Annotated in this window: 21 protein-coding genes; 9 read left to right on the top strand and 12 right to left on the bottom strand. The window is 38.5% G+C overall.

The window, feature by feature from the left end; all coding sequences use genetic code 11:
- The first annotated feature begins 12 nt into the window (after nucleotides 1–12).
- Nucleotides 13–819, top strand: a complete 807-nt coding sequence (locus I6F50_RS00210) for a glucosaminidase domain-containing protein (protein WP_165740759.1) — start codon at nucleotides 13–15, stop codon at nucleotides 817–819.
- Nucleotides 812–1,480 (top strand): DUF2987 domain-containing protein, encoded by a 669-nt coding sequence (locus I6F50_RS00215; protein ID WP_165727732.1) that lies wholly within the window; start codon nucleotides 812–814, stop codon nucleotides 1,478–1,480. Before I6F50_RS00210 ends, I6F50_RS00215 begins: the two co-directional genes overlap by 8 nt.
- A 72-nt stretch (nucleotides 1,481–1,552) precedes the next feature.
- Here the strand turns inward: I6F50_RS00215 and I6F50_RS00220 are convergent, their stop codons facing one another.
- From I6F50_RS00220 to I6F50_RS00230, 3 genes are all read right to left on the bottom strand, one after another.
- Complete coding sequence (locus tag I6F50_RS00220; RefSeq protein ID WP_165726368.1) at nucleotides 1,553–2,557, bottom strand: LacI family DNA-binding transcriptional regulator; 1,005 nt, start codon at nucleotides 2,555–2,557, stop codon at nucleotides 1,553–1,555.
- A gap of 62 nt (nucleotides 2,558–2,619) precedes the next feature.
- Nucleotides 2,620–3,942: a glycoside-pentoside-hexuronide (GPH):cation symporter gene (locus I6F50_RS00225; RefSeq protein WP_165727734.1), complete on the bottom strand. Its 1,323-nt coding sequence runs from the start codon at nucleotides 3,940–3,942 to the stop codon at nucleotides 2,620–2,622.
- A 46-nt stretch (nucleotides 3,943–3,988) separates the two neighbouring features.
- Nucleotides 3,989–5,317, bottom strand: coding sequence for a GH1 family beta-glucosidase (locus I6F50_RS00230; protein ID WP_197174995.1), 1,329 nt, complete (start codon nucleotides 5,315–5,317; stop codon nucleotides 3,989–3,991).
- A 258-nt stretch (nucleotides 5,318–5,575) separates the two neighbouring features.
- Between I6F50_RS00230 and I6F50_RS00235 the strand changes: the two genes are divergently transcribed.
- Both I6F50_RS00235 and I6F50_RS00240 read left to right on the top strand, forming a co-directional pair.
- Entirely contained in the window at nucleotides 5,576–6,850 is a 1,275-nt protein-coding gene (locus tag I6F50_RS00235) for a sugar MFS transporter (protein ID WP_165721849.1), read from the top strand.
- Nucleotides 6,850–9,402: an exo 1,3/1,4-beta-D-glucan glucohydrolase gene (locus I6F50_RS00240; protein ID WP_197174996.1), complete on the top strand. Its 2,553-nt coding sequence runs from the start codon at nucleotides 6,850–6,852 to the stop codon at nucleotides 9,400–9,402. The genes I6F50_RS00235 and I6F50_RS00240 overlap by 1 nt, the downstream gene beginning before the upstream one ends.
- A gap of 189 nt (nucleotides 9,403–9,591) precedes the next feature.
- Here the strand turns inward: I6F50_RS00240 and I6F50_RS00245 are convergent, their stop codons facing one another.
- Nucleotides 9,592–10,545 carry a GGDEF domain-containing protein gene (locus tag I6F50_RS00245; RefSeq protein WP_197118788.1) on the bottom strand — a complete coding sequence of 318 codons (954 nt, stop codon included), beginning with the start codon at nucleotides 10,543–10,545 and terminating at the stop codon, nucleotides 9,592–9,594.
- A 354-nt stretch (nucleotides 10,546–10,899) separates the two neighbouring features.
- Nucleotides 10,900–11,790, bottom strand: a complete 891-nt coding sequence (locus tag I6F50_RS00250; RefSeq protein ID WP_165727742.1) for a TIGR01777 family oxidoreductase — start codon at nucleotides 11,788–11,790, stop codon at nucleotides 10,900–10,902.
- 170 nt (nucleotides 11,791–11,960) lie between these two features.
- On the opposite strand from I6F50_RS00250, the gene I6F50_RS00255 reads away from it, so the two are divergent.
- The gene (locus I6F50_RS00255; RefSeq protein WP_007585280.1) at nucleotides 11,961–12,998 is read left to right on the top strand and encodes an AI-2E family transporter; all 1,038 of its coding nucleotides are present in this window, start codon (nucleotides 11,961–11,963) and stop codon (nucleotides 12,996–12,998) included.
- A gap of 69 nt (nucleotides 12,999–13,067) precedes the next feature.
- Here I6F50_RS00255 and I6F50_RS00260 read toward each other — a convergent pair whose 3' ends face one another.
- The 6 genes from I6F50_RS00260 to I6F50_RS00285 all read right to left on the bottom strand — a co-directional run bounded on the left by I6F50_RS00260 (nucleotide 13,068) and on the right by I6F50_RS00285 (nucleotide 17,401).
- Nucleotides 13,068–14,147 (bottom strand): FAD-dependent oxidoreductase, encoded by a 1,080-nt coding sequence (locus tag I6F50_RS00260; protein ID WP_197140181.1) that lies wholly within the window; start codon nucleotides 14,145–14,147, stop codon nucleotides 13,068–13,070.
- A gap of 125 nt (nucleotides 14,148–14,272) precedes the next feature.
- Nucleotides 14,273–14,683 carry a hypothetical protein gene (locus I6F50_RS00265; RefSeq protein ID WP_007585278.1) on the bottom strand — a complete coding sequence of 137 codons (411 nt, stop codon included), beginning with the start codon at nucleotides 14,681–14,683 and terminating at the stop codon, nucleotides 14,273–14,275.
- Nucleotides 14,670–16,007: an ATP-binding protein gene (locus I6F50_RS00270; protein ID WP_007585276.1), complete on the bottom strand. Its 1,338-nt coding sequence runs from the start codon at nucleotides 16,005–16,007 to the stop codon at nucleotides 14,670–14,672. The genes I6F50_RS00265 and I6F50_RS00270 overlap by 14 nt, the downstream gene beginning before the upstream one ends.
- Entirely contained in the window at nucleotides 16,001–16,675 is a 675-nt protein-coding gene (locus I6F50_RS00275; protein WP_007375447.1) for a response regulator transcription factor, read from the bottom strand. The genes I6F50_RS00270 and I6F50_RS00275 overlap by 7 nt, the downstream gene beginning before the upstream one ends.
- Nucleotides 16,676–16,678: 3 nt before the next feature.
- Nucleotides 16,679–16,936, bottom strand: coding sequence for a PepSY domain-containing protein (locus tag I6F50_RS00280; protein WP_002959808.1), 258 nt, complete (start codon nucleotides 16,934–16,936; stop codon nucleotides 16,679–16,681).
- 162 nt (nucleotides 16,937–17,098) lie between these two features.
- On the bottom strand, nucleotides 17,099–17,401 hold the full coding sequence (locus tag I6F50_RS00285) for a YciI family protein (protein WP_010552536.1): 303 nt from the start codon (nucleotides 17,399–17,401) through the stop codon (nucleotides 17,099–17,101).
- Nucleotides 17,402–17,590: 189 nt separating this feature from the next.
- On the opposite strand from I6F50_RS00285, the gene I6F50_RS00290 reads away from it, so the two are divergent.
- Both I6F50_RS00290 and I6F50_RS00295 read left to right on the top strand, forming a co-directional pair.
- Complete coding sequence (locus I6F50_RS00290; RefSeq protein ID WP_010552537.1) at nucleotides 17,591–19,015, top strand: sodium-dependent transporter; 1,425 nt, start codon at nucleotides 17,591–17,593, stop codon at nucleotides 19,013–19,015.
- Between the two features lie 319 nt (nucleotides 19,016–19,334).
- Nucleotides 19,335–19,787, top strand: coding sequence for a DUF1311 domain-containing protein (locus I6F50_RS00295; protein WP_165727747.1), 453 nt, complete (start codon nucleotides 19,335–19,337; stop codon nucleotides 19,785–19,787).
- A gap of 52 nt (nucleotides 19,788–19,839) precedes the next feature.
- On the opposite strand, the gene glp is transcribed toward I6F50_RS00295, so the two are convergent.
- A complete protein-coding gene (glp, locus tag I6F50_RS00300; RefSeq protein ID WP_197174998.1) occupies nucleotides 19,840–21,057 on the bottom strand; it encodes a gephyrin-like molybdotransferase Glp in 1,218 nt (405 codons plus the stop codon).
- A gap of 45 nt (nucleotides 21,058–21,102) precedes the next feature.
- Here glp and modA point away from each other — a divergent pair, with 45 nt between their 5' ends.
- Together modA and modB are read left to right on the top strand one after the other, a co-directional pair.
- Nucleotides 21,103–21,855, top strand: coding sequence for a molybdate ABC transporter substrate-binding protein (gene modA, locus I6F50_RS00305; protein WP_197174999.1), 753 nt, complete (start codon nucleotides 21,103–21,105; stop codon nucleotides 21,853–21,855).
- A complete protein-coding gene (gene modB, locus I6F50_RS00310; RefSeq protein WP_002959821.1) occupies nucleotides 21,842–22,519 on the top strand; it encodes a molybdate ABC transporter permease subunit in 678 nt (225 codons plus the stop codon). Before modA ends, modB begins: the two co-directional genes overlap by 14 nt.

Consider the following 22,519-nt stretch of genomic DNA (forward strand, 5'->3'; position numbering starts at 1 on the left):
TAGAGAGAATAGATGTTAAAAACGATTTTTAAGCTTTTACTAACCGTGTTTTTTGTATGGGCGCTTGCATATCCGTTTATACAAAATGACGATGTTGAACTAGACGAGCAAACGTCAGAACAACCAAAAAAAGTGAAGAAAAAAGAAAAACCACTACATAATGTAAAACTGCCAAAGTTTTCAGAATTTAGTGATGTTAAAGAAAAAAAACATGCATTTTTTAGCTTTATTCGTCCGCACGTTGAAGCTGAAAATAAAAAAATATTACAGCAACGCGCTAAGCTCGAAATAGCACGCATGATGTTACAAAACGAATTACCTTTAGAAAAAAAGCAAAACAAAGATATTGCTAAAATTTTAAAGTCGTATGACTTACCAACCACGGTTGATACGCTAATACTTACGCAAGCATTGCGCCGTGTTGATGTAATTCCTAAAGAATTAGCGCTTATGCAAGCTGCAAACGAATCTGCATGGGGCACTTCGCGTTTTGCACGTATTGGCCTTAACTTTTTTGGTCAGTGGTGCTACACAAAAGGTTGTGGCATGGTGCCAAAACGCCGTAATACCGGGGCTGCGCACGAAGTTGCTGCGTTTAAATCGGTAAGAGCTGCTATAAACTCTTACTTTAAAAACATAAATACGCATCCTGCTTATAAAGATTTGCGCGCAATACGTGAAAACTTACGTCTTGAGCAAAAACCAATTTTAGCGACTGAACTTACACATGGTTTAATGTCTTACTCTGAGCGCGGTGAAGCGTATATAGAAGAGTTAAACACGATGATTAGCCAAAATAGAGCCTACTTTGATGAATAAATACATTTTTAATTGTACCAACGCTATTGTGTTAGTGCTACTGAGCATCAGTGCATTTAATGTAAATGCGAGAGAATTTGTGATGTCGTATGACGGTTTTTACGACCGCTTAAAAGTTGTTAACAAAGGCGATTTTCAATATGCGCGAGTTAACTTTTACATTAGTGATATTGGTACTAATGAAACATGTGCGATTAAAAGCGGTACTATTTTAACCGAAAGAAACGAGTATCCACTTAACTTTACCGATAAAGCACAATTACTATTGCCGTTCGATAAGCAGCTTGATACCGATAAAGCGGTTATTGTAGTAGAGCCGCTCAATCCTGTGCACGATTGCCAATTAAAGTTACAAATAGAAGCAAACGAACTTGAAGGTTTAGCATTTTCAAAGCAGTCGTTATATACCATTAACGAAGAACTTGATGAACTATTAACTGATTTGTCGGGCTTTTTTGTAAGTAAATTAATGTGGTTTTTATTACCAGAGCAAAAGGGCGTAGCAGTTACATTTAAAAGCCCAATGCAATTTGATGATGAAAATATAACGTGTGAAAAGTCAGTGTGTTATTTTGCAGTTGAAGATAGCTGGGAAGATGATAGCGCAGTGCTTGGCGATATATCGAACGTTATTAAAGTAACGCCTTGGATTGTTAAGTAACTCACATACAAAAAGCGGCATTTAGCCGCTTTTTTTGTACCAAAATTAGTACTCGTTTTTAGTCTTTGGTTTTTATTTAATAAGTGGTGCTGATGAATCTCGCTGCATTAAAGTGGGTTCAAAAAAGCGATTTATAACAAGGTTTTTATTTTGATATACGTCTTTCAGCACTAATTTAGCTGCCATTTCGCCCATTTTCCCGACCGGATTATCTATGGTCGTGAGTGTAGGGTAAAGATAGTTTGCAAAAATAACGTTATCAAATCCAACAATCGATAAATCAATTGGTAAATTATAACCGTGCTCTCTTGCATACTTCATAGCACCGGAGGCCATTTCGTCATTGGCGCATACCAGTGCAGTAAAGCTAAGTTTTTCATCAATAAAATGTTTTAAGCCTTTACTACCGCCAGTTTCGTTAAAGTCGCCAATATAAAAAAGCGTAGGATCAAATTTAACACCAGCCTCTGTAAGTGCTTGTTTGTGACCTTCTAAGCGGTTAAAAGCATCGGCTTTAAACTGCGGGCCTGCAATATATGCTATTTGTGTATGGCCTTGATTTAATATCGATTTAGTGGCTAGGTAACCACCTAATTGATTATCTAGACTGATACAGTTGTCTTTTAGTTGCTCTACGTAACGGCTCATTAAATAAACGGGTGTAGAGCCTTGGCTTAGTTTTATTAGGTAGTCGTCTGAGACGGCTTCTACGTGCAAAATAATGGCATCGCAGCGTCTGCTAATTAAAAACTCAATGCCTTCTTGTTCTTTGTCTTCTTCACTGTGCCCGGTGGTAATAATAACGTGTTTACCCGCAGCACGAAGCTCTGACTCAATACCTGCCATCATTTGGGCAAAGAAAGGACCATGTAACTCAGACACTAAAATACCGACACTGTTAGTACAGTTAGAGGCTAAAGATTGCGCTATTGAATTAGGCTTGTAGCCAAGCTGCGCCATAGCATCAAGCACTTTTTGTTTAGTTTTATCGCTTACACGGGTATTTTTGTTCATCACGCGAGAAACGGTGGCTAACGATACGCCCGCAAGCTCTGAGACTTGATAAATTGTTGCCATGTTATTTGTTCACTCGCTTATCCTTAACTACTTCGGCTAAATAATACCTTAGAGTATATATCTTAACTAGCTGTTAGTTTAGATTGAATATTTTCAACAACCTGATTAGTCAGTGTATATTTTTTCATTATGTAGGCAACAAATAATGAGCCAAAAGCAGGTAGTACAGTGAATGACAGTAAAATACCGTGCTGGGTATCAAGAGTTTGTACTGCATCGGCCTGATAACTGTAAAAAGATAACAACCAGCCTGCAATTGCGCCGCCTACAGCCACGCCCATTTTAATAAAAAATATAACGCCTGAATAAACCAAACCCGTAATGCGTACACCTGTTTTTTCATGCCCATAATCTATGGTGTCGGCCATTTTTGCCCACAACAACGGGGTTGCCATATCTAAAAAGAATTTCCATAAAATAAAGGCAGTAAATGCGAGTACTAATTGATCTTTACTAATAAAGTAACTAAAACCACAAATAGCGGCAGCAATAACTTGTAAGCTTATGTAGGCCTTTATTTTACAAAAGCGCTTTGCAAGTGGTTGAGCTAAAGCACAACCTACCATGCTGGCTGCAACACCTAGCGTCATAAATAAAGTGATTAAATCGTCTCGACCTAAATAGTACTTTACGTAGTAAACAGCAAGCGTAAGCCTTAATACTTGCCCGGTAAGTAAAAAGAATGCAGCTAAGCAAAGTGTTCGCCATTGATCGTTTTTAATTAATGCTTTAACACTTTGGGCAAAAGGAATGTTTTGCTCTTTAGGCTGTTGTATACGCTCTTTTGTACCTAAAAAACAAAGTAAAAACAGTACAAGGCCTAAAATACTCATTGCTGTCATTGTGTATTGATAGCCCTTGGCTGCATCGCCTTGGCCAAAATACTCAACCATTGGCATAGTGCAACCCGCTACAATAACACCACCTAACATACCAAATACAAACCGATAAGACTGAATGGTTACGCGCTCTTTTGCGTCGCTTGTAAGTACGCCACCTAAAGCACAATACGGAATATTAATAGCGGTGTAGACAACCATAAGCAGAGTGTAAGTAGTAAAGGCATAAATTATTTTATCGGTGCCTTCTAAATCGGGCGTAGTGAACGCTAAAATACTAATAATGGCAAAAGGGAGGGCAAGCCAAAGTAAGTAGGGGCGAAAGTGGCCCCAGCGCGTATGTGTTTTATCAGCAAGGTTACCCATTAATGGATCGGTTACGGCATCAAAAATACGCACTGCTAAAAACATAGTACCTACAACAGCAGGCGATAAACCCACTACGTCTGTGTAGTACAGCATTAAAAACATCATAACTGTTTGAAAAATAATATTACTGGCGGTGTCGCCTAAGCCATACGCTATTTTTTCTTTTACACTGACCATGATTGTTTATCCCGCTTTATACTTGTTTTTAGTTGTGGGTATACTCTTATCTTTTAGAGATGAGTTCTTTATAAGCTAAGCCACTATTTTTAATGGTGCGTTGCTGCGTCTTATAATCTACATACACAATACCAAAACGTTTTAAATAACCTTCTGCCCATTCAAAGTTATCCATTAAGCTCCAAGCAAAGTAGCCATGTATAACAACACCTTGTTCAATCGCATTATGAACCGCATTTAAGTGATCATTATAGTAATTTAAACGATCTAAGTCGTTAACTTCACCATTATTATATGTATCGGGCATGGCTGCGCCATTTTCGGTTATATAAATAGGCGGTAGCGTGTATGTTTTATTAAGCGATACGAGCAAATCGGTGAACGATTGCGGATAAATCTCCCATCCCATATCAGTTAACGGACCCGTAGGTGCAATGGGTTCATAAATGTCAGTAGGATGCGCTTTATAAATTTGGCGGGTATAAAAGTTAATGCCTAAGTAATCAATTGGCTGAGAAATTAATTCCATATCACCAGGGTGTATGTCTGGTAAATGATCGCTTGGTAATTGGTTAATTATATCGGGGTATTTACCATCCATTATTGGTTTCATGTACCACTGATTTAAGTAGTCATCAGCGTATTTGGCACTGTCTATGTCTTGTTGATTATCGGTAAGTGGATATGCGGGTGTAAAGTTAAGCACAATGCCGTTTTTAGTATTAGGCGATGTTTTATTTAGCACGCTCATAGCCAGACCATGAGCGAGTAGTAAGTGATGAGCTGCTTTTTTACCATACTGCTTGCCTACTAGACCTGGGGCATGTATGCCAATTTCGTAACCTAAAAACGCGCTGCAAAAGGGTTCGTTTAATGTAGCGTACGAATACACTCGTGTTCCAAATGCGTTAGTAATTAGTTCTACGTATTGCTCAAATGCATAAGCTGTTTTTCTGTTGAGCCAGCCGCCTTCATCTTCAAGGTGTTGCGGTAAATCCCAGTGGTACAAAGTAACAAAGGCTTTTATATTTTTTCGTTTTAGCTCATCTAAAATATCAGTATAAAACTTAACGCCTACAGGATTTAACTTTCCGTCTTGAGTCATCACGCGAGGCCATGAAATAGAAAGCCTGTATGCATCAACACCTAGAGACTCTATTAAATCTATGTCTTGTTGCCAATTATTGTAATGATCGCAGGCAATATGACCATGTGAATTGTCAGCAATTTTACCTGCAGTACTACAAAAGGTATCCCAAATACACGGTAAGCGATGCTCATATCCGCCCTCTATCTGAAATGATGCTGTAGCTACACCATAAACAAAGTCTTTTGTTAATAGAGGTGAATTAAATGGTAATGATATTTTTGTCATTGGTTACAAACCTTTTTGAGAACTTAATTGCACGCTTAGCGCTTATTTTTACTGACTTTCAGCGGGTACAAAGCATTATTAAAAATAAAAGTTGTTGAAATATGTAACATGTTCGTATTTAATTAGCTGTGAAAGCGCTTACATTTTTAGATTAATGTTAATTAATCTTCAGGTCAACTCTTAAATACTGCGCCTTAGCGGGGTTTGTATTAATTACTTACTGAAGATCAATTTATAATAATAAATTGCGGAGAGCACATGGCTAGTTCAGCACCACTGACATCACACACACAGTCGCAAAACCACCAAGATAAAAACTATGGTTTTGCACTTACATCTTTAACTTCACTGTTTTTTATGTGGGGTTTTATTACTTGCTTAAATGATATTTTGATTCCGCATTTAAAAGCGGTTTTCGATTTAACGTATGTACAAGCAATGCTTGTGCAGTTTTGCTTTTTTGGCGCTTACTTTTTAATGTCACTCCCTAGTGGACACATTGTTAAAAAGCTTGGTTATAAAAAAGGAATCGTGGTTGGGCTTTTAATTGCGGCAGTAGGGTGTGTCTTATTTTACCCAGCAGCGTCTTTACATAGTTATCCTGTATTTTTATTCGCTTTATTTGTACTTGCCAGTGGCATAACGTTATTACAAGTATCTGCAAATCCTTATGTAAGTTTGTTGGGTTCAGCAAAAACAGCGTCGTCTCGTTTAACGCTTACTCAAGCTTTTAACGCGTTAGGTACTACGGTTGCGCCATCATTTGGTGCTCTGTTAATTCTGGACTCAGCGTCAGAAGCCTTTTTAACACCTGCACAAAATGCAGAGTCAGTTCAACTTCCTTACCTCCTTTTAGCTGCAATGCTTATTTTACTAGCCGGTATTTTTGCATGGCTTAAATTACCAGACATTATGAGCGAGCAAAAAGAAGCGGCTAAAAACTCAGAAAAAATTGAAGGCAGTGCATGGCAATACCGTCACCTAACATTAGGTGCTGTGGGTATATTTATGTATGTTGGCGCAGAAGTGGCAATTGGTAGCTTTTTAGTAAGCTTTTTAGCGCAAGAACATATTGCAGGACTAAAAGAGCATGCTGCAGCTCATTACATCACTTATTATTTTGGTGGTGCTATGGTTGGGCGTTTTATTGGTGCTGCTGTAATGCAAAAATTACCCGCTGGTAAAGTACTTGGCTTTAACGCGACCATGGCTATTATCTTAGTCGTTATTGCCATGAGCACGTCAGGTCAATTAGCAATGTGGTCAATACTATTGGTTGGTTTATTCAATTCTATTATGTTCCCCACTATTTTTAGTTTAGCGTTAAATGGGCTTGGTAAGCATACCGCTCAAGGCTCTGGTATTTTGTGTTTGGCGATTGTAGGTGGTGCAATAGTGCCACTTTTACAAGGTGCACTTGCTGATAGTGTGGGTGTTCAACTTTCGTATGTTTTACCTATTTTATGTTACATATTTATCGTGTTCTATGGTTTAAGCGGTAGCAAACCAGTTCAAGCGCAGGAGACTCTATAATGAAAACCCCTTTTACACTTAATAAAATAGCCTTAGCAACATTAATTGCATCAGTAGGTACTTTATCGGCTTGTTCAAACGACGCAGTGACATCGGTTGAAAGTAATGAAACGTTATCTAAAACAGCGCAAATTTGGCCAAAACTTAATATTGCTGTTAAAAAAGATGCCGATATTGAAGCTAAAATAGTTAACTATTTAAAAGCAATGACACTTGAGCAAAAGGTTGCTCAAATGATTCAGCCAGAAATTCGTGATATTACCGTTGAAGACATGCGTAAATATGGCTTTGGTTCATATCTTAATGGCGGTGGTGCATTCCCTAATGGCGACAAACACGCAACACCAATGGACTGGGTAGCCTTAGCAGAGAGCTTTTATCAAGCTTCTGTTGATGACTCACTTGATGGCAGTAGTATCCCAACTATGTGGGGCACCGATGCAGTACATGGTCATAATAACGTAATTGGCGCGACGCTTTTTCCACATAACATTGGTTTAGGCGCGGCTAATAACCCAGATTTAATAGAGCAAATAGCGTCTATTACCGCAGTAGAAGTAATGGCTACGGGTATTGATTGGGTATTTGCACCCACAGTTGCCGTAGTGCGCGACGATCGCTGGGGCAGAACGTACGAAGGCTACTCTGAAGATCCAAAGATTGTTCACGATTACTCAGCAGCGATTGTAAATGGATTGCAAGGTAAAGCCGATGGCGACTTTTTAAGTGATAAGCGTGTTATTAGCACGGTTAAGCACTTTATTGGCGATGGCGGCACCGTTGATGGGGATGATCAGGGAAATAATATAGATAGCGAACAATCGCTATTTGATATTCATGCCCAAGGTTATGTTGGTGGTTTGTCGGCGGGTAGCCAATCGGTTATGGCGTCTTTTAATAGCTGGAATGGCGTTAAAAATCACGGCAATAAATACTTACTTACTGATGTATTAAAAACACGTATGGGTTTTGATGGTTTTGTAGTGGGCGATTGGAATGGTCATGGGCAAATTGAAGGCTGTACTAACGAAAGTTGTGCACAAGCCGTTAATGCAGGCCTTGATATATTTATGGTGCCAACAGGTGCCTGGAAGCCTCTTTATAACAATACAATTGCGCAAGTTAAGTCAGGCGAAATTAGTATGTCGCGTATTGATGATGCAGTGAGCAGAATATTACGCGTAAAACTTCGCGCTGGTTTATTTGATAAACCAAGCCCGGCTAAGCGTCTTTACTCGGGTAAAACAGAACTTATTGGCGCGCAAGAGCATCGCGAAGTCGCACGTCAAGCTGTGCGCGAATCGCTTGTATTACTTAAAAATAAAAATAACCTATTACCTATCGAAGCTAATCAACGCGTACTTGTTGCAGGTGATGGTGCTGATAATATAGGTAAACAGTCGGGTGGTTGGAGTATTACGTGGCAGGGGACTAATAATAAAAATGCTGATTTCCCTGGAGCAACGTCAATTTACAAAGGGCTTGAAGAACAAATATCTGCAGCAGGTGGAAGTGTTACTTTAAGTGCTGATGGTACGTTTGAACAGCGTCCTGATGTTGCTATTGTTGTATTTGGTGAAGAACCTTACGCAGAAGGGCACGGCGATAAAGATAACCTAGAGTTTGAGCGCGGAAATAAAAAGTCATTAGCACTTTTAAACTCGCTAAAAGAGCAAGGTATTCCTGTTGTATCGGTGTTTATATCAGGTCGACCTATGTGGGTGAACAGTGAACTTAACGCATCTGACGCGTTTGTAGCTGCATGGTTGCCAGGTACAGAAGGCGCAGGTATTGCTGATGTTTTATTAAAAGCGGCAGACGGCACCATTCAAAATAACTTTAAAGGTAAATTATCGTTTTCTTGGCCTAAATCAGCGGTACAAACTGCGGTTAATAAAGGCGATGAAAATTACGACCCATTACTTCCTTATGGTTTTGGTTTAACGTACGGCGATAAAAACGTGCTAGCTGACGACCTTGATGAAGACTCTAAACTTGATAACTCAGGGCTTACGAGTATGGATATACTTGTTGGTGCACCTGTAGCGCCATGGCGCTTATTGTTAAAATCGGGCGATGAGCTTTTAGATGTATCGAGTAGTACACATGAATTTGGTGCAATTAAATACCGAACTGAGGACAAAATAGTACAAGAAGACGCGCGCCAATTTAACTTTAGCGGTGCAGAAAAAGCCAGTGCTGAAATAGTAACAAGCTTTGCAGAAGATACCATTGCCTACGTTGAAGCCGATAGTGTGATTAGTTTTGATATTAAATTAAACGAAGCACTAACGAGTGATATAGCACTTGCTATGACTTGCTCGGGTGAATGTGGTGCAAGCATTGATTTAGCAAACGTAGTGGATAAAACCATTGAGAATAAATGGCAGTCAGTATCAATCGATTTAGGTTGTTTTGCTGATAAGGGTGTTAATTTTGCAAACCTAACAAGCCCATTTAGCTTACGCAGCAATGGTAAAGCATCAATTTCTGTGGCTAATATTCAGTTTGTGCCAAATAAGGCAGGCGAAGCTACACTGTCTTGTAAGTAGTTTATTAACTCTATTGTGTGTATACCAAAGCCCTTCGAATGAAGGGCTTTTTTTATGTAGAGGATTAATACTAACCTGCATAAATACTTGAGCTAATTGATATAACTAAAAAAGAACAAGTCGCTATAAATACAAAGGGTTACCACGTTTTTATAGGAAGAACCTTTTTTATAATAGCTTGTAAAATAATTAACACTGCATTAAGAGGTTTTTTTCGTCAAAGCTAACTACTTTATCTCTGCCGGTTTCTTTAGCAAGATAAAGGCGTTTATCAGCCAACGACAGTAAGTCTTTTACACTCATTTTACCATTTACAGAGTGACTCACTCCCGCGCTCACAGATAGTTTTATATGCGCGTTTTGATAATAAAACGGATGCTTAGAAATATTTTCACGTAAGTGCTCTGCATATTCTTTAGCTGCTCGTAGGGAATAGTCTGGTAGTAATATTGCAAATTCTTCACCGCCTATTCTGGCGCAAATACCCTCATCAATAAATTGCTCTTTTATGTGCTGCGCAATCCATTTAATTGCTTGATCGCCCGTGTCGTGGCCGTACTTATCGTTTACATGCTTAAAAAAGTCGATATCTAGAATAATTATAGATACATTTATATCATTGTTATTAGGTTGTTTAAGGACTGCTTTGGCGTTATTAAAGAAACCTCTGCGATTAAATAACTGTGTAAGAGAGTCGGTATTGGCAAGGTTCGATAGCGTATATTCACTATTAGAAAATAACAAAAATGGCAGTATAAGAGCACTCAGTGTGGCTAATAGTAAATGACTAATAAGCACAATTTGCAAAGGGGTTGCTACATCTTGAATACTCGAACTAAGTACCGGTATTGATAGAAATATAGCATTTAAAAACATAACTCCACTGTGCACTAAAAAGCAGGTAATTAACGCCTTTTTCTGGGCTTTAGCAACAAAGCTCATGCTTTTGATTAAATACGCTGTGTAAATAAATAATCCGGAAATTACTAAACTCGTTAGCATTTTTGCTGCACCGAAAGGATAAATTGCCAATAACAATAAGCTAGAAAAACCAAATATGCAGTAAAGAGGCATTAAGCTAATATTTTGTACGTTTTTGTATTTATATAGTCCAACAATAATTAAAAGTGGGCTAGTAATCATTGAAACACTAGCTAAATAGTGGGTTATTAAAGGAAAGTCTATGAATAAGCGCAAACATGCCAGTATTTCGGCTAATGCAAATGTGGCACAGGCTAAACCAAATAATAAAAAAGATGTTTGTTTTTTATATTTATAAATTGAGAGAAAAAATAAGCTTATGAACAAGTTAAGGATAAAAGAGAAGAAGATCACAGTAGGCAAATGAAACATGATTTATTCTCTTTATTATAAAATGATGAAATATATATTTAACTAACTGTTGTAATTATTATGTATTAATAAGAAAAGGTCAATTCAGTTAAAAGGATTGCTTTTTCAATTTTTATATTTTACCTCAAGAATTATTAACGCCCGCTAAACCAAACTCTCTAAAGCTGATTTAATATCAGGATGATGAAAACGATAATTATAAACGAGTGCCTTTTTAGGGACTACAAATTGTCCCGTTGTTAGTAAGTCTGACATTTCACCCATTAATAGTTTAAGTACTGCAGTGGGCATAGTGATAAATGCAGGTCGCGATAACGCCTCGCCTAAGCTTTTACCAAATTGAGCATTGCTTACAGGATTTGGCGCAGTTGCGTTAACAGGGCCAGATATTTCTGGATGCTTAATAATAAAAAGTATTAGCTGAATCATATCGTCGATGTGTATCCACGACATTCCTTGCTCGCCATTACCAATTGGGCCGCCTAAACACAATTTAAAAGCGGGTAGCATTTTACTTAATGCTCCACCTTTTTTAGCTAAAACAATACCCGTGCGCAAAAGGCACACTCTGGTGTGTTCTGATTGCGCGAGTAGCGCTGCATTTTCCCAGTCTTTACAAAGCTGGTGGCTAAATTCGTCGTGTGGGTTTTCAAAAGTTTCATCAATAGGGTTACTATTTTGTCGACCATAAAACCCAACGGCGCTTCCAGATATATAAGTATGCGGGGCAGTGCTACAAGCTTTAATAGCTTCACTAATTTGTTGTGTAACACCAATACGGCTGTCGCGTATTATTTGTTTTTGTTTGTCGCTCCAGCGTTTATTTACAATAGGTTCGCCAGCTAAATTAATAACAATATCAACAGTGTTAAAATCTACTGCATTGACATTGCTTACGGCTTTAACTTTATGGCCCAATAATACGTTTGCTTTAGTTGGATTTCGGCTAAGCACAGTAACAGTATTATGATGAAGTAAAAAAGGGCATAAGTGCTTACCAATTAATCCCGTCGCGCCAGTAACAAATATATGCATTATTAATCCTTACAATAAAATAGTAGCAAGTGATTAAAAAACATACTCGCTAGCAAACAGCTTTGCAAATTTATACGTAAAACAGGCTTTTATGATCACTTCGTAATTATTTCATTTAATTACCTTTTGCCTTACACTAAAGCCATATCATTAATAAAAGGATTAATAAATTGGCAAGTTTAACTGGAGTAAATAAAAGCTTAATAGTTTTTGCTTCCTTAGTGGTCGTACTCGCGGGGATAAAAGCGGCAAGTGTAATTATTATTCCGTTTATTTTGGCGGCGTTTATTGCCATTATTTGTAATCCGCTTATCAAGTTTTTTGCGCGCTACCGAATTCCTAAAGGCATTGCTGTTATGTTGGTAGTGCTTATTATAGTTGGCTTAGGTGTAAGCCTTGGCGGGCTTGTAGGGCAATCAATAAACGATTTTTCGCAGCAACTTCCTGAGTATAAAACACAACTCAAAGAAGAATTTGTATGGCTTGTAGATTTAGCATCTCAATACAACATACTGATTAATAAAGAACAGTTAATCAATATGTTCGACCCAGGTAAAATGGTTGATGTAGCCACTAATATGCTCACCGGTTTAGGTGGCGTAATGGCAAACATGTTTTTAATTATTTTAACCGTTGTTTTTATGTTGTTTGAAGGGCCAATGCTGAGCAAAAAAATACACATGGCACTTGAAGATCCCGATAGCAAAATGAAGCAAATTGACCGCTTTTTAGAGTCTATTAATTCATATCTGGCAATTAAAACACTAGTAAGTTTAGGTACGGGTATTATTGCTGCGTTTTACTTATGGATTTTAGACGTTGACTACTTTGTGCTGTGGGGGGTATTGGCATTTATGTTCAATTACATTCCTAATATTGGGTCAATTATTGCGGCTGTACCGGCTGTATTACTTGCGCTTATTACTCAAGGTCCGTTAATTGCGGGATTGGTTGCTGCAGGTTATTTAACAATAAATACGGTAATGGGCAATATTGTAGAGCCTAAGTTTTTGGGCAAAGGGCTGGGCCTTTCAACATTAGTGGTATTTTTATCATTAATATTTTGGGGCTGGTTATTAGGTACTGTGGGTATGCTTTTATCTGTGCCATTAACGATGATTGTAAAAATAGGCTTAGAAGCCAGTGCTGAAGGTAAGTGGGTTGCCACTCTACTAGGCAGTGGCGAAGACGTTGCTAAAAATAACTAACATTTATAACCATCAAGGGCTGTAAAATTAAAGCCCTTGATGGTTAAGTTATCAGTAAATACAGGGCTATTAATTAACAAACAATTTAATAGCGTCATCCACCGCGTTTATTGCGCCTTCTAAATATCCAGCTTCTTGTTTTGCAAACTCACTCGCTACAAAATGAATGTTCAAGTTATTTAATTGCTCATCTAAGCCTGAAAAATCAAATTCTGGGTGCTGCGAAGGCTGAGTTTGATCGTCTCTATTAGCTACAAACTTATCGTCTGCCCAGTCTTTAATAAAATACCCCGTTGCCTTTTCAGCATCTTTACCATAAAAGTAGCTAAGCTGCTGGGCACAGGCTTGAATTAATTGCTCTTTAGTTACTTGGTTTCGTGATAAGTAGGGCACACCTATAAAGCCAAATAATGCGGCGTAATTGCCATCTTCAGCACTGGCATCGTGAATTTCGACCATAGGGCCTACGCGACTAAAGCATTGTCCTGATAAGTTTTTATCACGCCAAAATGCATGTTCAAAAGTAGCTATAAATTTGGCTTGTCCTGCCATCCATGTAGGTACACTACTAAGGCGGTTTATGAGCGTTGGAGTAGCCCATAGTTCAGGTGTTAAGTGTGTTGTAACCATACGAGCAGGAATTGCTGAAATTAGTTTTTCAGTAGTAAATTGCTTTATGTTACCTAAGTGATTAACCGTAATTTGCCAGTTATTATCACCTTCTTTAAGCTCAGTGACATTGTGTTCTAATAACACTGAATCAGGATTAAGTTGCTCGTATAAGGCTGTTATTAAAGTATTCATGCCGTGTTTGAGTCTAAATAGTTGCATATCTCCAGCACCTGCAATTTGTTGAGGTTGCTTGGAATTAGGCGCTTGATATAACACATCACCTTTGTTGTATTGCTCAAATATACTTAAGCGGAGTGACTTTACTAAAGCTTGAATTTTTGGTTGGTGGGGAAATATCCACGTAGGACCCAAATCAAAACTAACATCGTTATTTATTGGTGATTGCGCAGCAAAAATTCGGCCGCCTAATTGCGATTTGGCTTCCAGTAATAAGTACTCAATATTAAGCAGTTGTAATTTATACGCACTGTATAAGCCGGCCAGTCCGCCACCTATAATTATTACTGGTTTAGTCATTTGTTTACCTATTAGCTATTTAGCAATCTACTAGTAGGTAGTTTGTTTTGATATGAATAAATTGTCAAGTAGGCTAAAGGGAACGAGTAGATAAACGTAACTAGTTTAGTGTGCTTTAAGTTACGTTAAAATGGGTGTTTTAGTGATTCTGTAAATTGATTTATAAGCTCAATTTCACAGAGTTTATAGCTAATGGCTGCTGTTGTCGCATTAGGAAGTTTTATTAAGTAACGCCATTGGCAGGCACTCTCAAGGTACTTTTCGTTATTTTTAATGCTGCGCATAAATAACGGTAATACTTGCGTATTGCCTGTGCTTTCTTGTGATTTAGTTAGCTCATATTTGCGCTTTTGTATCCAACTGCCTTGTGCTTGCTTTGCTTTATCAATCTGGCTATCTAGGCATTGAATATACCGCTTAGCTTCATCGGTTGTTGCTTTAGCGGCTAAAGTACATGCCTCATCTGCAAAGCTGTACTGGCTTGTAGTTAATAGCACAATGGCAGTAAGTTTTAATAAATAGTTACTTTTTGTCATTGTAATTAAACTCTAAGATAAATTGAGCGCCGGCTAAGTTATCAGCATCGGTAATGGTAAGTGTCCCGTTATACGACTTAACTAAATCAGATACAATCGCCATGCCTACGCCGTGTCCGCTTTCGTATGTATCGAGGCGAGTACCACGTGTAAGTAAAGATTCACGTTTATCCTCTGGCACACCAGGGCCATCATCGCTAATTCCAATACACAGAGTTTTACTTTGGATTACTTGTATTTCTACTTGCGAGCGACACGCTTTACAGGCGTTATCAATCAAGTTACCGAGTAATTCCATTAAATCTGTTTGGTCACCTAGAAAGTAATCTTTTTCGGTTACGGTGCAGGTAAAAATAATATCTTTATCACGGTATACTTTTGCCATAGCACTGAGTATTGAATCAAGTACAGGCTTAATAGGTGTTTGCTTTTTCCACGTGTCTGATGCACCGGTTGCAGCACGCTTTAATTGGTGCTCGATCATCACATTAATTCGGTCGAGTTGTTCTTGTGCATCGGCATCGTTTGCCAATGGACTTGATTTTAGTACTGCAAGCGGTGTTTTAAGTGCATGAGCAAGGTCGCTTAATGAGGCTCTGTAGCGCTCTTTTTGGCGCTGTTGCGACTCAAGTAGCAAGTTTAGGTCTGCTTTTATTGTTTGCAGCTCTACAGGGTAGAGGCCTTTAATTTCTTGAATATCACCCGATTCAATCGCTTTTATCTCTTTATCGAGTCGTTGGAGTGGGCGAGCGCTCCAAATGAAACCAATCGCCATTAGGCCTGCAATTGCAATCCCCATGATAAACATCCAATCTACAAGGGTTTGCTTAAAGCCATCCATTATACGAAGTAGAGCGTCGTTACGTTTGACTAATATAAAGCGAGCTTGTTCTGATTGATCTATGTTGTTTAAAATTACAGTCAGGCTAAGTTGCCAGTACGCGGTATTATTATACTCCACGCGCCTGAAGTCGGCGGCACCGGCTTTGGTTTCTATTTGCTCTGGTACATAGTTTAAATTTACAGCCGATTCTGAGTTCCAAACAGGGTCATCATCGCGGTAAATCATTGCGTAGGTGTCTGAATTTAATCTGTTTAACTCAGGCGCTAAAATAGTGCTGGGCATAATAATACCATGCTCAGTAAAGTCGACTTCAGATATTAGCGAGTAGAGCTGTGCCTCGAGGGTTTTTTCTGTCGCATCAACAAGTGAAGCGTAATACGCTTTGCCTATTGAATAAAATAAGATAGGGAGTGCGACTAATAAAACAAAGACAAGGATAAATCCTTGCCTTATTTTTAACGATATTTGCGGTATTACCACTGGCTTTTAAGCCTGTAACCACGCCCACGTAGTGTCTCTACTGGGTTTAGTACGCCTTCTGGATCAAGCTTTTTACGCAAACGTAGTACAAATACCTCAATTACGTTTGAATCAAGGTCAAAATCTTGGTCGTAAATATGCTCAGTAAGTTCTGATTTAGAAATTACTTTTTGCGGATTTACCATTAAGTATTCAAGTACTTTATATTCGTAAGCTGTAAGGCTAAGTTCTTTATCATCAACCCATACTTGTTGTGAACGTGTATGAATTTTAATTGGACCCGCAGTCATTTCTGGATTTGCTTTACCAGCACTGCGACGAATTAATGCATTACAACGTGCAATAAGTTCTTCAACATGAAATGGTTTTGTAAGGTAGTCATCTGCACCTGCATCTAAACCTTCTACTTTATCCTGCCAGCGATCGCGCGCTGTTAATATTAAAATAGGGATAGTAATGCCTTGTGCTCGTGCTTTATTGATTAGCTCAATACCGTCTATTTTAGGTAAACCTAAATCAACTACGGCCATATCAAGCGGGTATTCTGTAATGTGGAAAAGACCTGCTTCACCATCGTGACATAAATCCACGCTGTAACGTTCTTTTTCTAAAGCATTACGTAGGTTATCTGCTAAATGTAAATCGTCTTCAATAACTAAAATTCGCATTTGTTAATCCTTTTTCACTTCGCCGGTTTTTTTATTTATATGTAAATCAACGACGTGGCCGTCAGATTTGAGTATTCGTACGGTATAAAAATCTGTTTTTTCGGTAATTTTTAAGGTCTTACCGCCTATTGTTTTCTTTGCAAGTATTACGGCTTTCTTTTTGTCCACCTCAGCATGAGATGCTTGGGTGGCCGTCGCTGCTTGAGCAAAGTTAGCTAAGCTAACACAAGCAATAAAACCGAGGCTTAATAATACGCGCATAATGGAAAACTCCTAGACCAGACCCACTTAGTTTAATTAACTAAGTTACTAAAATTCAAGTAAAAACGCTAAATTCGCTTTTATCTCAGTAATTTTAATTAAAATCTTGTGAACAAACCCTGAATTACAGTGCAACACACGCTCTTAGGGTTTAATACACTTTTAAGCAGGGAACACTTTTTTGAAAGGTTTAACAATTGTATTTTCATAGATGCCAGCGGCAACGTAAGGGTCAGCTGCTGCCCACTCTCGAGCTGCTTCTATTGACTCAAACTCAGCAACAACTAATGAACCGGTAAAACCTGCTTCTTGAGGATCTTCACTATCGACTGCCGGAAACGGACCCGCAGTTAATAAACGGTTTTGTGAATCAAGCTCACTAAGGCGTGCTAAATGTGCCGGGCGTGCTGCTTTTCTAAGCTCTAAGCTGTTTTCAACGTCTGTTGAGTGAATCATGTACAACATAAGGAATCTCATAAAAATTGTTAAATTTGATTAACGCAATACTACCACAGCGTTGAAAATTGGTGAATTAAAAGCGTATTTACACAGGTTTACACTTCGATTTTATTTTTAAGCTGTAATTGCTTGAAAATATCTGTGTAACACTGGTAGAGTCGCTGAAATATACAAAATAATAAAAAGGTTTTATGCATGAGCGAAAATAGAGAACGATTTAGTTCCCGTCTCGGATTCATAATGGCAGCGGCAGGTTCGGCTGTTGGTATTGGTAATTTAGTTGGTTTTCCGGTTTCTGCTACCAAAAATGGTGGTGGCGCATTCTTATTAATTTACGCTTTATTTGTCGTGTTCATTTGTTTACCAGTCATGATGGCTGAAATGGCAATGGGTCGTAACGCTCAAAAAGATCCACTTGGTTCGTACAAGCTATTATCTAATAACGATAAAAAATGGAAGCTAGCAGGTTTTTTAGCGGTGCTTACACCATTTATGATTGCTGTGTTTTATATGGTAATTACGGTTTGGATTTTTGGTTACTTAACGCAAACAGGCCTCGGTAATTTAGATTTACTTGCAGATCCTGGCCACTTTGGTGTTTTTATTAATAGTTACACTGTGTTTGGTTATATGGCCGTTGTGGTTATTATTGTTAACTTAATTTTATTAGGGGGTGTTAAACAAGGCATAGAAAAAGCCGCTAAATTTTTAATGCCAGCCTTACTTTTCATGCTACTTGCTTTAGTTACTTATGTATTAACGCTTGATAACGCAATGGCCGGTGTTAAATACTACATTATTCCTGATTTTTCTAAGATGAGTGCAAGTGTACTTAATGGCGCATTAAGCCAAGCGTTTTTCTCGCTATCGCTGGGTATGGGTATATTAATGACTTACGCGTCGTATATTTCTAAAAAGGATGACATTGTAAGTAGCGCGAAAATGGTCGCTATTACAGACTCACTCGTTGCGTTTGTAGCGGGCCTAATGGTGTTGCCCGCTATATTTAGCTTTGATCCAAACACAGACCCATCAGCACTTTCTGACTCGTCTGTATCAATGATTTTTGTATACCTACCTAAAATATTATTAGCACTGCAAAATGATATTGGTTATGTAGGTGCGTCTATTGTTGCGTTCTCATTCTTCTTATTAGTATTTTTTGCAGCGATTACTTCACTTGTTTCAATAGTAGAAGTACCGACAGCAACACTAAGTGACCGTAAAGGTATTAGCCGTAAAAAAGCATTGGGCATCCTTACACTTTCAACCGGTGTACTTACTATTTTATGTACAATGTCGTTTGGTATGATTGACAGCCTTACTTCGTTCACCAGTTATGGCGGCGTTAATAAGAGCTTTTTTGATATTATTGTTGATGTATTTTACGACACAATTTTACCGCTTAATGGCTTAATGGTGTGTTTGTTTGTAATGTACCGCTGGAAAAAAGCACGCTTAACGCAAGAGCTAAGCTTAGGTTCGCCTAATTATGCGGGAAGCTTGATGGAAAAGTACGTTAACTTTTCACTTTCAACGTTTATTCCTGTCATTCTAGCTGTGATATTTATAAATACAGTGGCGACTAAGTTTTTTGATTTAAAAATATTTGGTTTTTAAATAGACCTCTTTAAAAGCTTATTGAATAATATAATGCCGCTAAGCTTAGCGGCATTTTTTATAGGCGTTTTTTTACAGGTATCTGGTCTAACTATTATACCAACCTGCATAAATCTTTGATCAATTTAACGAATTAAATTGCACTATAACGTCGTTAAAAATTTTTTATTTACGACTGCATGGATGCAGGAGGTAGAGCAATGCAGGGAGCAATTGCCGAGAACAACTAGATACAAAAATTTTTGCCTAGTTCTAGCGTAATTTTCTTAACGTTAAATAGACCCCATATATAAGCAGATTGGTATTAAAGAGATTTAAAATGAATAAAATTATTATTGGGTTTGCTTTTGCTATTTCATCATTTGGCGCATTTGCACAAAGCGCTGATGGTTGGCCAGAAGGCGGTGCAATGCACACCGGCAATACTTATAATTTAGAGGGTAATAGATACAAAACTAAAATCAGTAAAATGATGGATGAAATTTACGCGCAACTAACTGATGATTACCAAGTTGATGCAGTTAAAGCGCAAATATCAGCATGGGAGCAGTATATAGATGCTACATGTAATGTTGTTGGAGTAGCAACAGGTGCTGGTGGCTCGTGGCCCTCAACGTATAGTGTTAAATGCGAAAGAAGCCTAAGTTATGATAGATACTTTGCGACTAAAAATGCGCTAAAGTGTGTTAATAAATTGAGCAAAGAAGAGTTTGTAGGGCGTAGCGAAAAGTTAAATTGTTTAATTCAAACATTAAATATAAAAATATTTTAAGACCTACATAGCGCTACAGCTAAATTATACAGTTAGCTGTAGCATTTTAGGCTTATAGCAACTCAATACTTACTGTTGCGCCTTTTTCGATATTGCCGCTTTGTGCTGGCACTACAATTAAGCAGTTAGCTTTACTAAGCGACGAAAGTACACCCGAGCCCTGTTTATTAAACGGGGCAACCATCAAGTCACCTTGCTTGTTAATTGTTGCTGTACCGCGTTGAAAGTCGGCTCTTCCTGGGCGCTTTTTAATAACGGATGTAGTAACAGCGTTAAAACGCATTTTAGGGTTTACTTCACCAAGACCCGACAGCTTTTGCAGTGCCGGCTCTACTAACTGATTAAACGTAACTGCAGCCGACACAGGGTTACCTGGCAAGCCAAAAAAGTAACTGTTAGCTAGTTTACCAAAGGCAAAAGGTTTGCCTGGTTTCATGGCTATTTTCCAAAAGTGAATTTCGCCAATTTCGTTGAGCACTTCTTTAGTAAAGTCAGCTTCACCAACCGATACACCGCCTGAGCTTATTACGGCATCGGCAAGTTCGTTCGCTTTTAAAAATGCATTAGTGATGAGTTCTTTGTCATCAGGAATAATTCCTAAATCAATCACGTCTATATTTTTTTGTTGCAGCGCACTAATAATAACAGCGCGGTTGCTTTCAAAAATAGCGCCTTGCTTAAGAGGCTGACCAGGTTCTATTAGCTCATCGCCTGTAGAAAGTACGGCTATTTTTAAGTTTCTTACTACGTCTATATTGGCAATTCCCAAAGATGCAAGTAACCCCACATCAACGGCTTTTAATTTATCGCCTGCTTTTAAAATAACATCGTCGATTGCAATGTCTTCACCAGCAAAACGCACGTTTTCATTTAGCTCAGGTTGCGCAGTAAACGTAATTTTATCGCCATCAACCGAGGCGTTTTCTTGCATTACAACCCCGTTAGCTCCGGGTGCAATGGCTGCGCCGGTCATTATTCTTACGCATTGCCCTGGGGTAAGCGTTTTTTCAAAAACTTGCCCCGCAAACACGCTACCTACTTGTGTATAGGTTAAGCTTTTATCTGAAATACATAGCGCATAGCCATCCATTGCGGAGTTGTTATGCGCTGGTACGTTTATAGTTGATTTAACATCGCTTGCTAAAACGCGATCAACGCTTTGCATTATAGTGATGGTTTCAACGTCTTTAACTGGCGTTATTGAGCCAAGTATATTTTGTATTGCAGTTTCAATTGGCAATAAACCGGGTGCATTGCAAACATCGTTCATATATATTGCTTACTTAAATCATTTTATTTTGAAACAATACTTATAATGTCAAAGCTTTACAATACATGGTTGGGTTATTTTTTGCTTATCGCATGCATGCTTTCGTGCGGCGTAAACGCAAAAGAAACGCTGCAAGTAGCCGTAGCGAGTAATTTTAAAACTGTATTGCAAACCCTACTAAAAAAATCCCCATTACCTAATGTTGACGTGAAAATATCAGCCGCTTCTAGCGGTGTTTTATATTCGCAAATAGTGCATGGCGCGCCATTTGATGTGTTTTTATCGGCTGACGATTTTCGACCGCAATCACTTATTAAAGAAGGCTATGCCGAGCAAAGTAGTTTAATCACTTACGCGTTAGGCGAACTTGCTTTGTGGCAACCAAAAGCTGAAAAAGTAAATGATAAAGTAGCCATTGCTAATCCGCGCTTTTCACCATACGGGCGTGCCTCAGAGCACTACGCTAATAACCATTTTAAAAAGCCAGTAAATTATGTGTACGGTAATAATATTACGCATGCTTTTCAGTTTGTTGAAAGCGGTAATGTAGGAGTAGGGCTGGTGGCTGTTTCATCACTAAAGGCAGCTTACAGTAACACGCAAGATCAAAAATATTTAGATTACACCGTGCTGCCTACCAATCAATATCCCGATATAATTCAACAAGGCGTTATTATTAAGTCGACTAAAAAGCGTGCTAGCGCTAAGCAACTCATGCAATTTTTAATGACGCAGGCTACGCAGCAGCAGTTAATTGAATTAGGTTACAGAATAAAGGACAATAATGCTTCAAAGTGATTTAACCGCGCTGTGGTTAACTATAAAACTTGCCTTTATAACCGCAGTGCTCCTTCTTGTTTTTTGTATTCCACTGGCTTACAAGCTCGCTGGCTATAATGGTAAATTTAAACCATTTTTAGAGGCATTAATTGCAATGCCTTTAGTGCTGCCACCTACGTTATTAGGGTTTTACTTACTTGTTTTATTTTCGCCTGATCACGCTTTTGGGCAGTTTTGGTTTTGGCTAACGGGTACACAGCTTGCGTTTAGTTTTCAGGGTGTGGTTATTGGCTCGCTTTTTTATTCACTGCCTTTTGTTATGCAGCCACTTGTGGCTGGGTTTAAGCATATTAATCAAACCTATAACGAAGCTGCCATTGCGCTTGGGTTAAGCCCGTTTAAACGCTTTGTGCATTTAATTATTCCGCTTTTAAAACCGAGTATTGGTAGCGCATTTGCTTTAGGCTTTGCGCACACATTGGGTGAGTTTGGTTTGGTATTAATGATTGGCGGCAATATTCAGGGGCAAACACAGGTGGTGTCTATTGCGCTTTACGACCATGTTGAATCGTTAAATTATACGGCGGCACATCAGCTTTCACTTATTTTACTGGCTATTTCGTTTGCCTGTTTAGTGCTGTTATTTAAGTTTAATAAAAGCATTGTAGGGGTTAAGCAATAA

The organism is Pseudoalteromonas sp. NZS127_1, from assembly GCF_015864295.1.
Classification (GTDB): Bacteria; Pseudomonadota; Gammaproteobacteria; order Enterobacterales; family Alteromonadaceae; genus Pseudoalteromonas; species Pseudoalteromonas arctica.

Coding starts and splice junctions, on each gene's coding strand:
- I6F50_RS00220 (WP_165726368.1), bottom strand. CDS start 2,557: ATGGCAACAATTTATCAAGTCTCAGAGCTTGCGGGCGTATCGTTAGCC.
- I6F50_RS00250 (WP_165727742.1), bottom strand. CDS start 11,790: ATGCATATATTTGTTACTGGCGCGACGGGATTAATTGGTAAGCACTTA.
- I6F50_RS00275 (WP_007375447.1), bottom strand. CDS start 16,675: ATGCGAATTTTAGTTATTGAAGACGATTTACATTTAGCAGATAACCTA.
- I6F50_RS00225 (WP_165727734.1), bottom strand. CDS start 3,942: ATGGTCAGTGTAAAAGAAAAAATAGCGTATGGCTTAGGCGACACCGCC.
- I6F50_RS00285 (WP_010552536.1), bottom strand. CDS start 17,401: ATGTTGTACATGATTCACTCAACAGACGTTGAAAACAGCTTAGAGCTT.
- I6F50_RS00280 (WP_002959808.1), bottom strand. CDS start 16,936: ATGCGCGTATTATTAAGCCTCGGTTTTATTGCTTGTGTTAGCTTAGCT.
- I6F50_RS00245 (WP_197118788.1), bottom strand. CDS start 10,545: ATGATTACTAGCCCACTTTTAATTATTGTTGGACTATATAAATACAAA.
- I6F50_RS00240 (WP_197174996.1), top strand. CDS start 6,850: ATGAAAACCCCTTTTACACTTAATAAAATAGCCTTAGCAACATTAATT.
- modB (WP_002959821.1), top strand. CDS start 21,842: ATGCTTCAAAGTGATTTAACCGCGCTGTGGTTAACTATAAAACTTGCC.
- glp (WP_197174998.1), bottom strand. CDS start 21,057: ATGAACGATGTTTGCAATGCACCCGGTTTATTGCCAATTGAAACTGCA.
- I6F50_RS00235 (WP_165721849.1), top strand. CDS start 5,576: ATGGCTAGTTCAGCACCACTGACATCACACACACAGTCGCAAAACCAC.
- I6F50_RS00230 (WP_197174995.1), bottom strand. CDS start 5,317: ATGACAAAAATATCATTACCATTTAATTCACCTCTATTAACAAAAGAC.
- I6F50_RS00215 (WP_165727732.1), top strand. CDS start 812: ATGAATAAATACATTTTTAATTGTACCAACGCTATTGTGTTAGTGCTA.
- I6F50_RS00290 (WP_010552537.1), top strand. CDS start 17,591: ATGAGCGAAAATAGAGAACGATTTAGTTCCCGTCTCGGATTCATAATG.
- modA (WP_197174999.1), top strand. CDS start 21,103: ATGTCAAAGCTTTACAATACATGGTTGGGTTATTTTTTGCTTATCGCA.
- I6F50_RS00210 (WP_165740759.1), top strand. CDS start 13: ATGTTAAAAACGATTTTTAAGCTTTTACTAACCGTGTTTTTTGTATGG.
- I6F50_RS00295 (WP_165727747.1), top strand. CDS start 19,335: ATGAATAAAATTATTATTGGGTTTGCTTTTGCTATTTCATCATTTGGC.
- I6F50_RS00265 (WP_007585278.1), bottom strand. CDS start 14,683: ATGACAAAAAGTAACTATTTATTAAAACTTACTGCCATTGTGCTATTA.
- I6F50_RS00260 (WP_197140181.1), bottom strand. CDS start 14,147: ATGACTAAACCAGTAATAATTATAGGTGGCGGACTGGCCGGCTTATAC.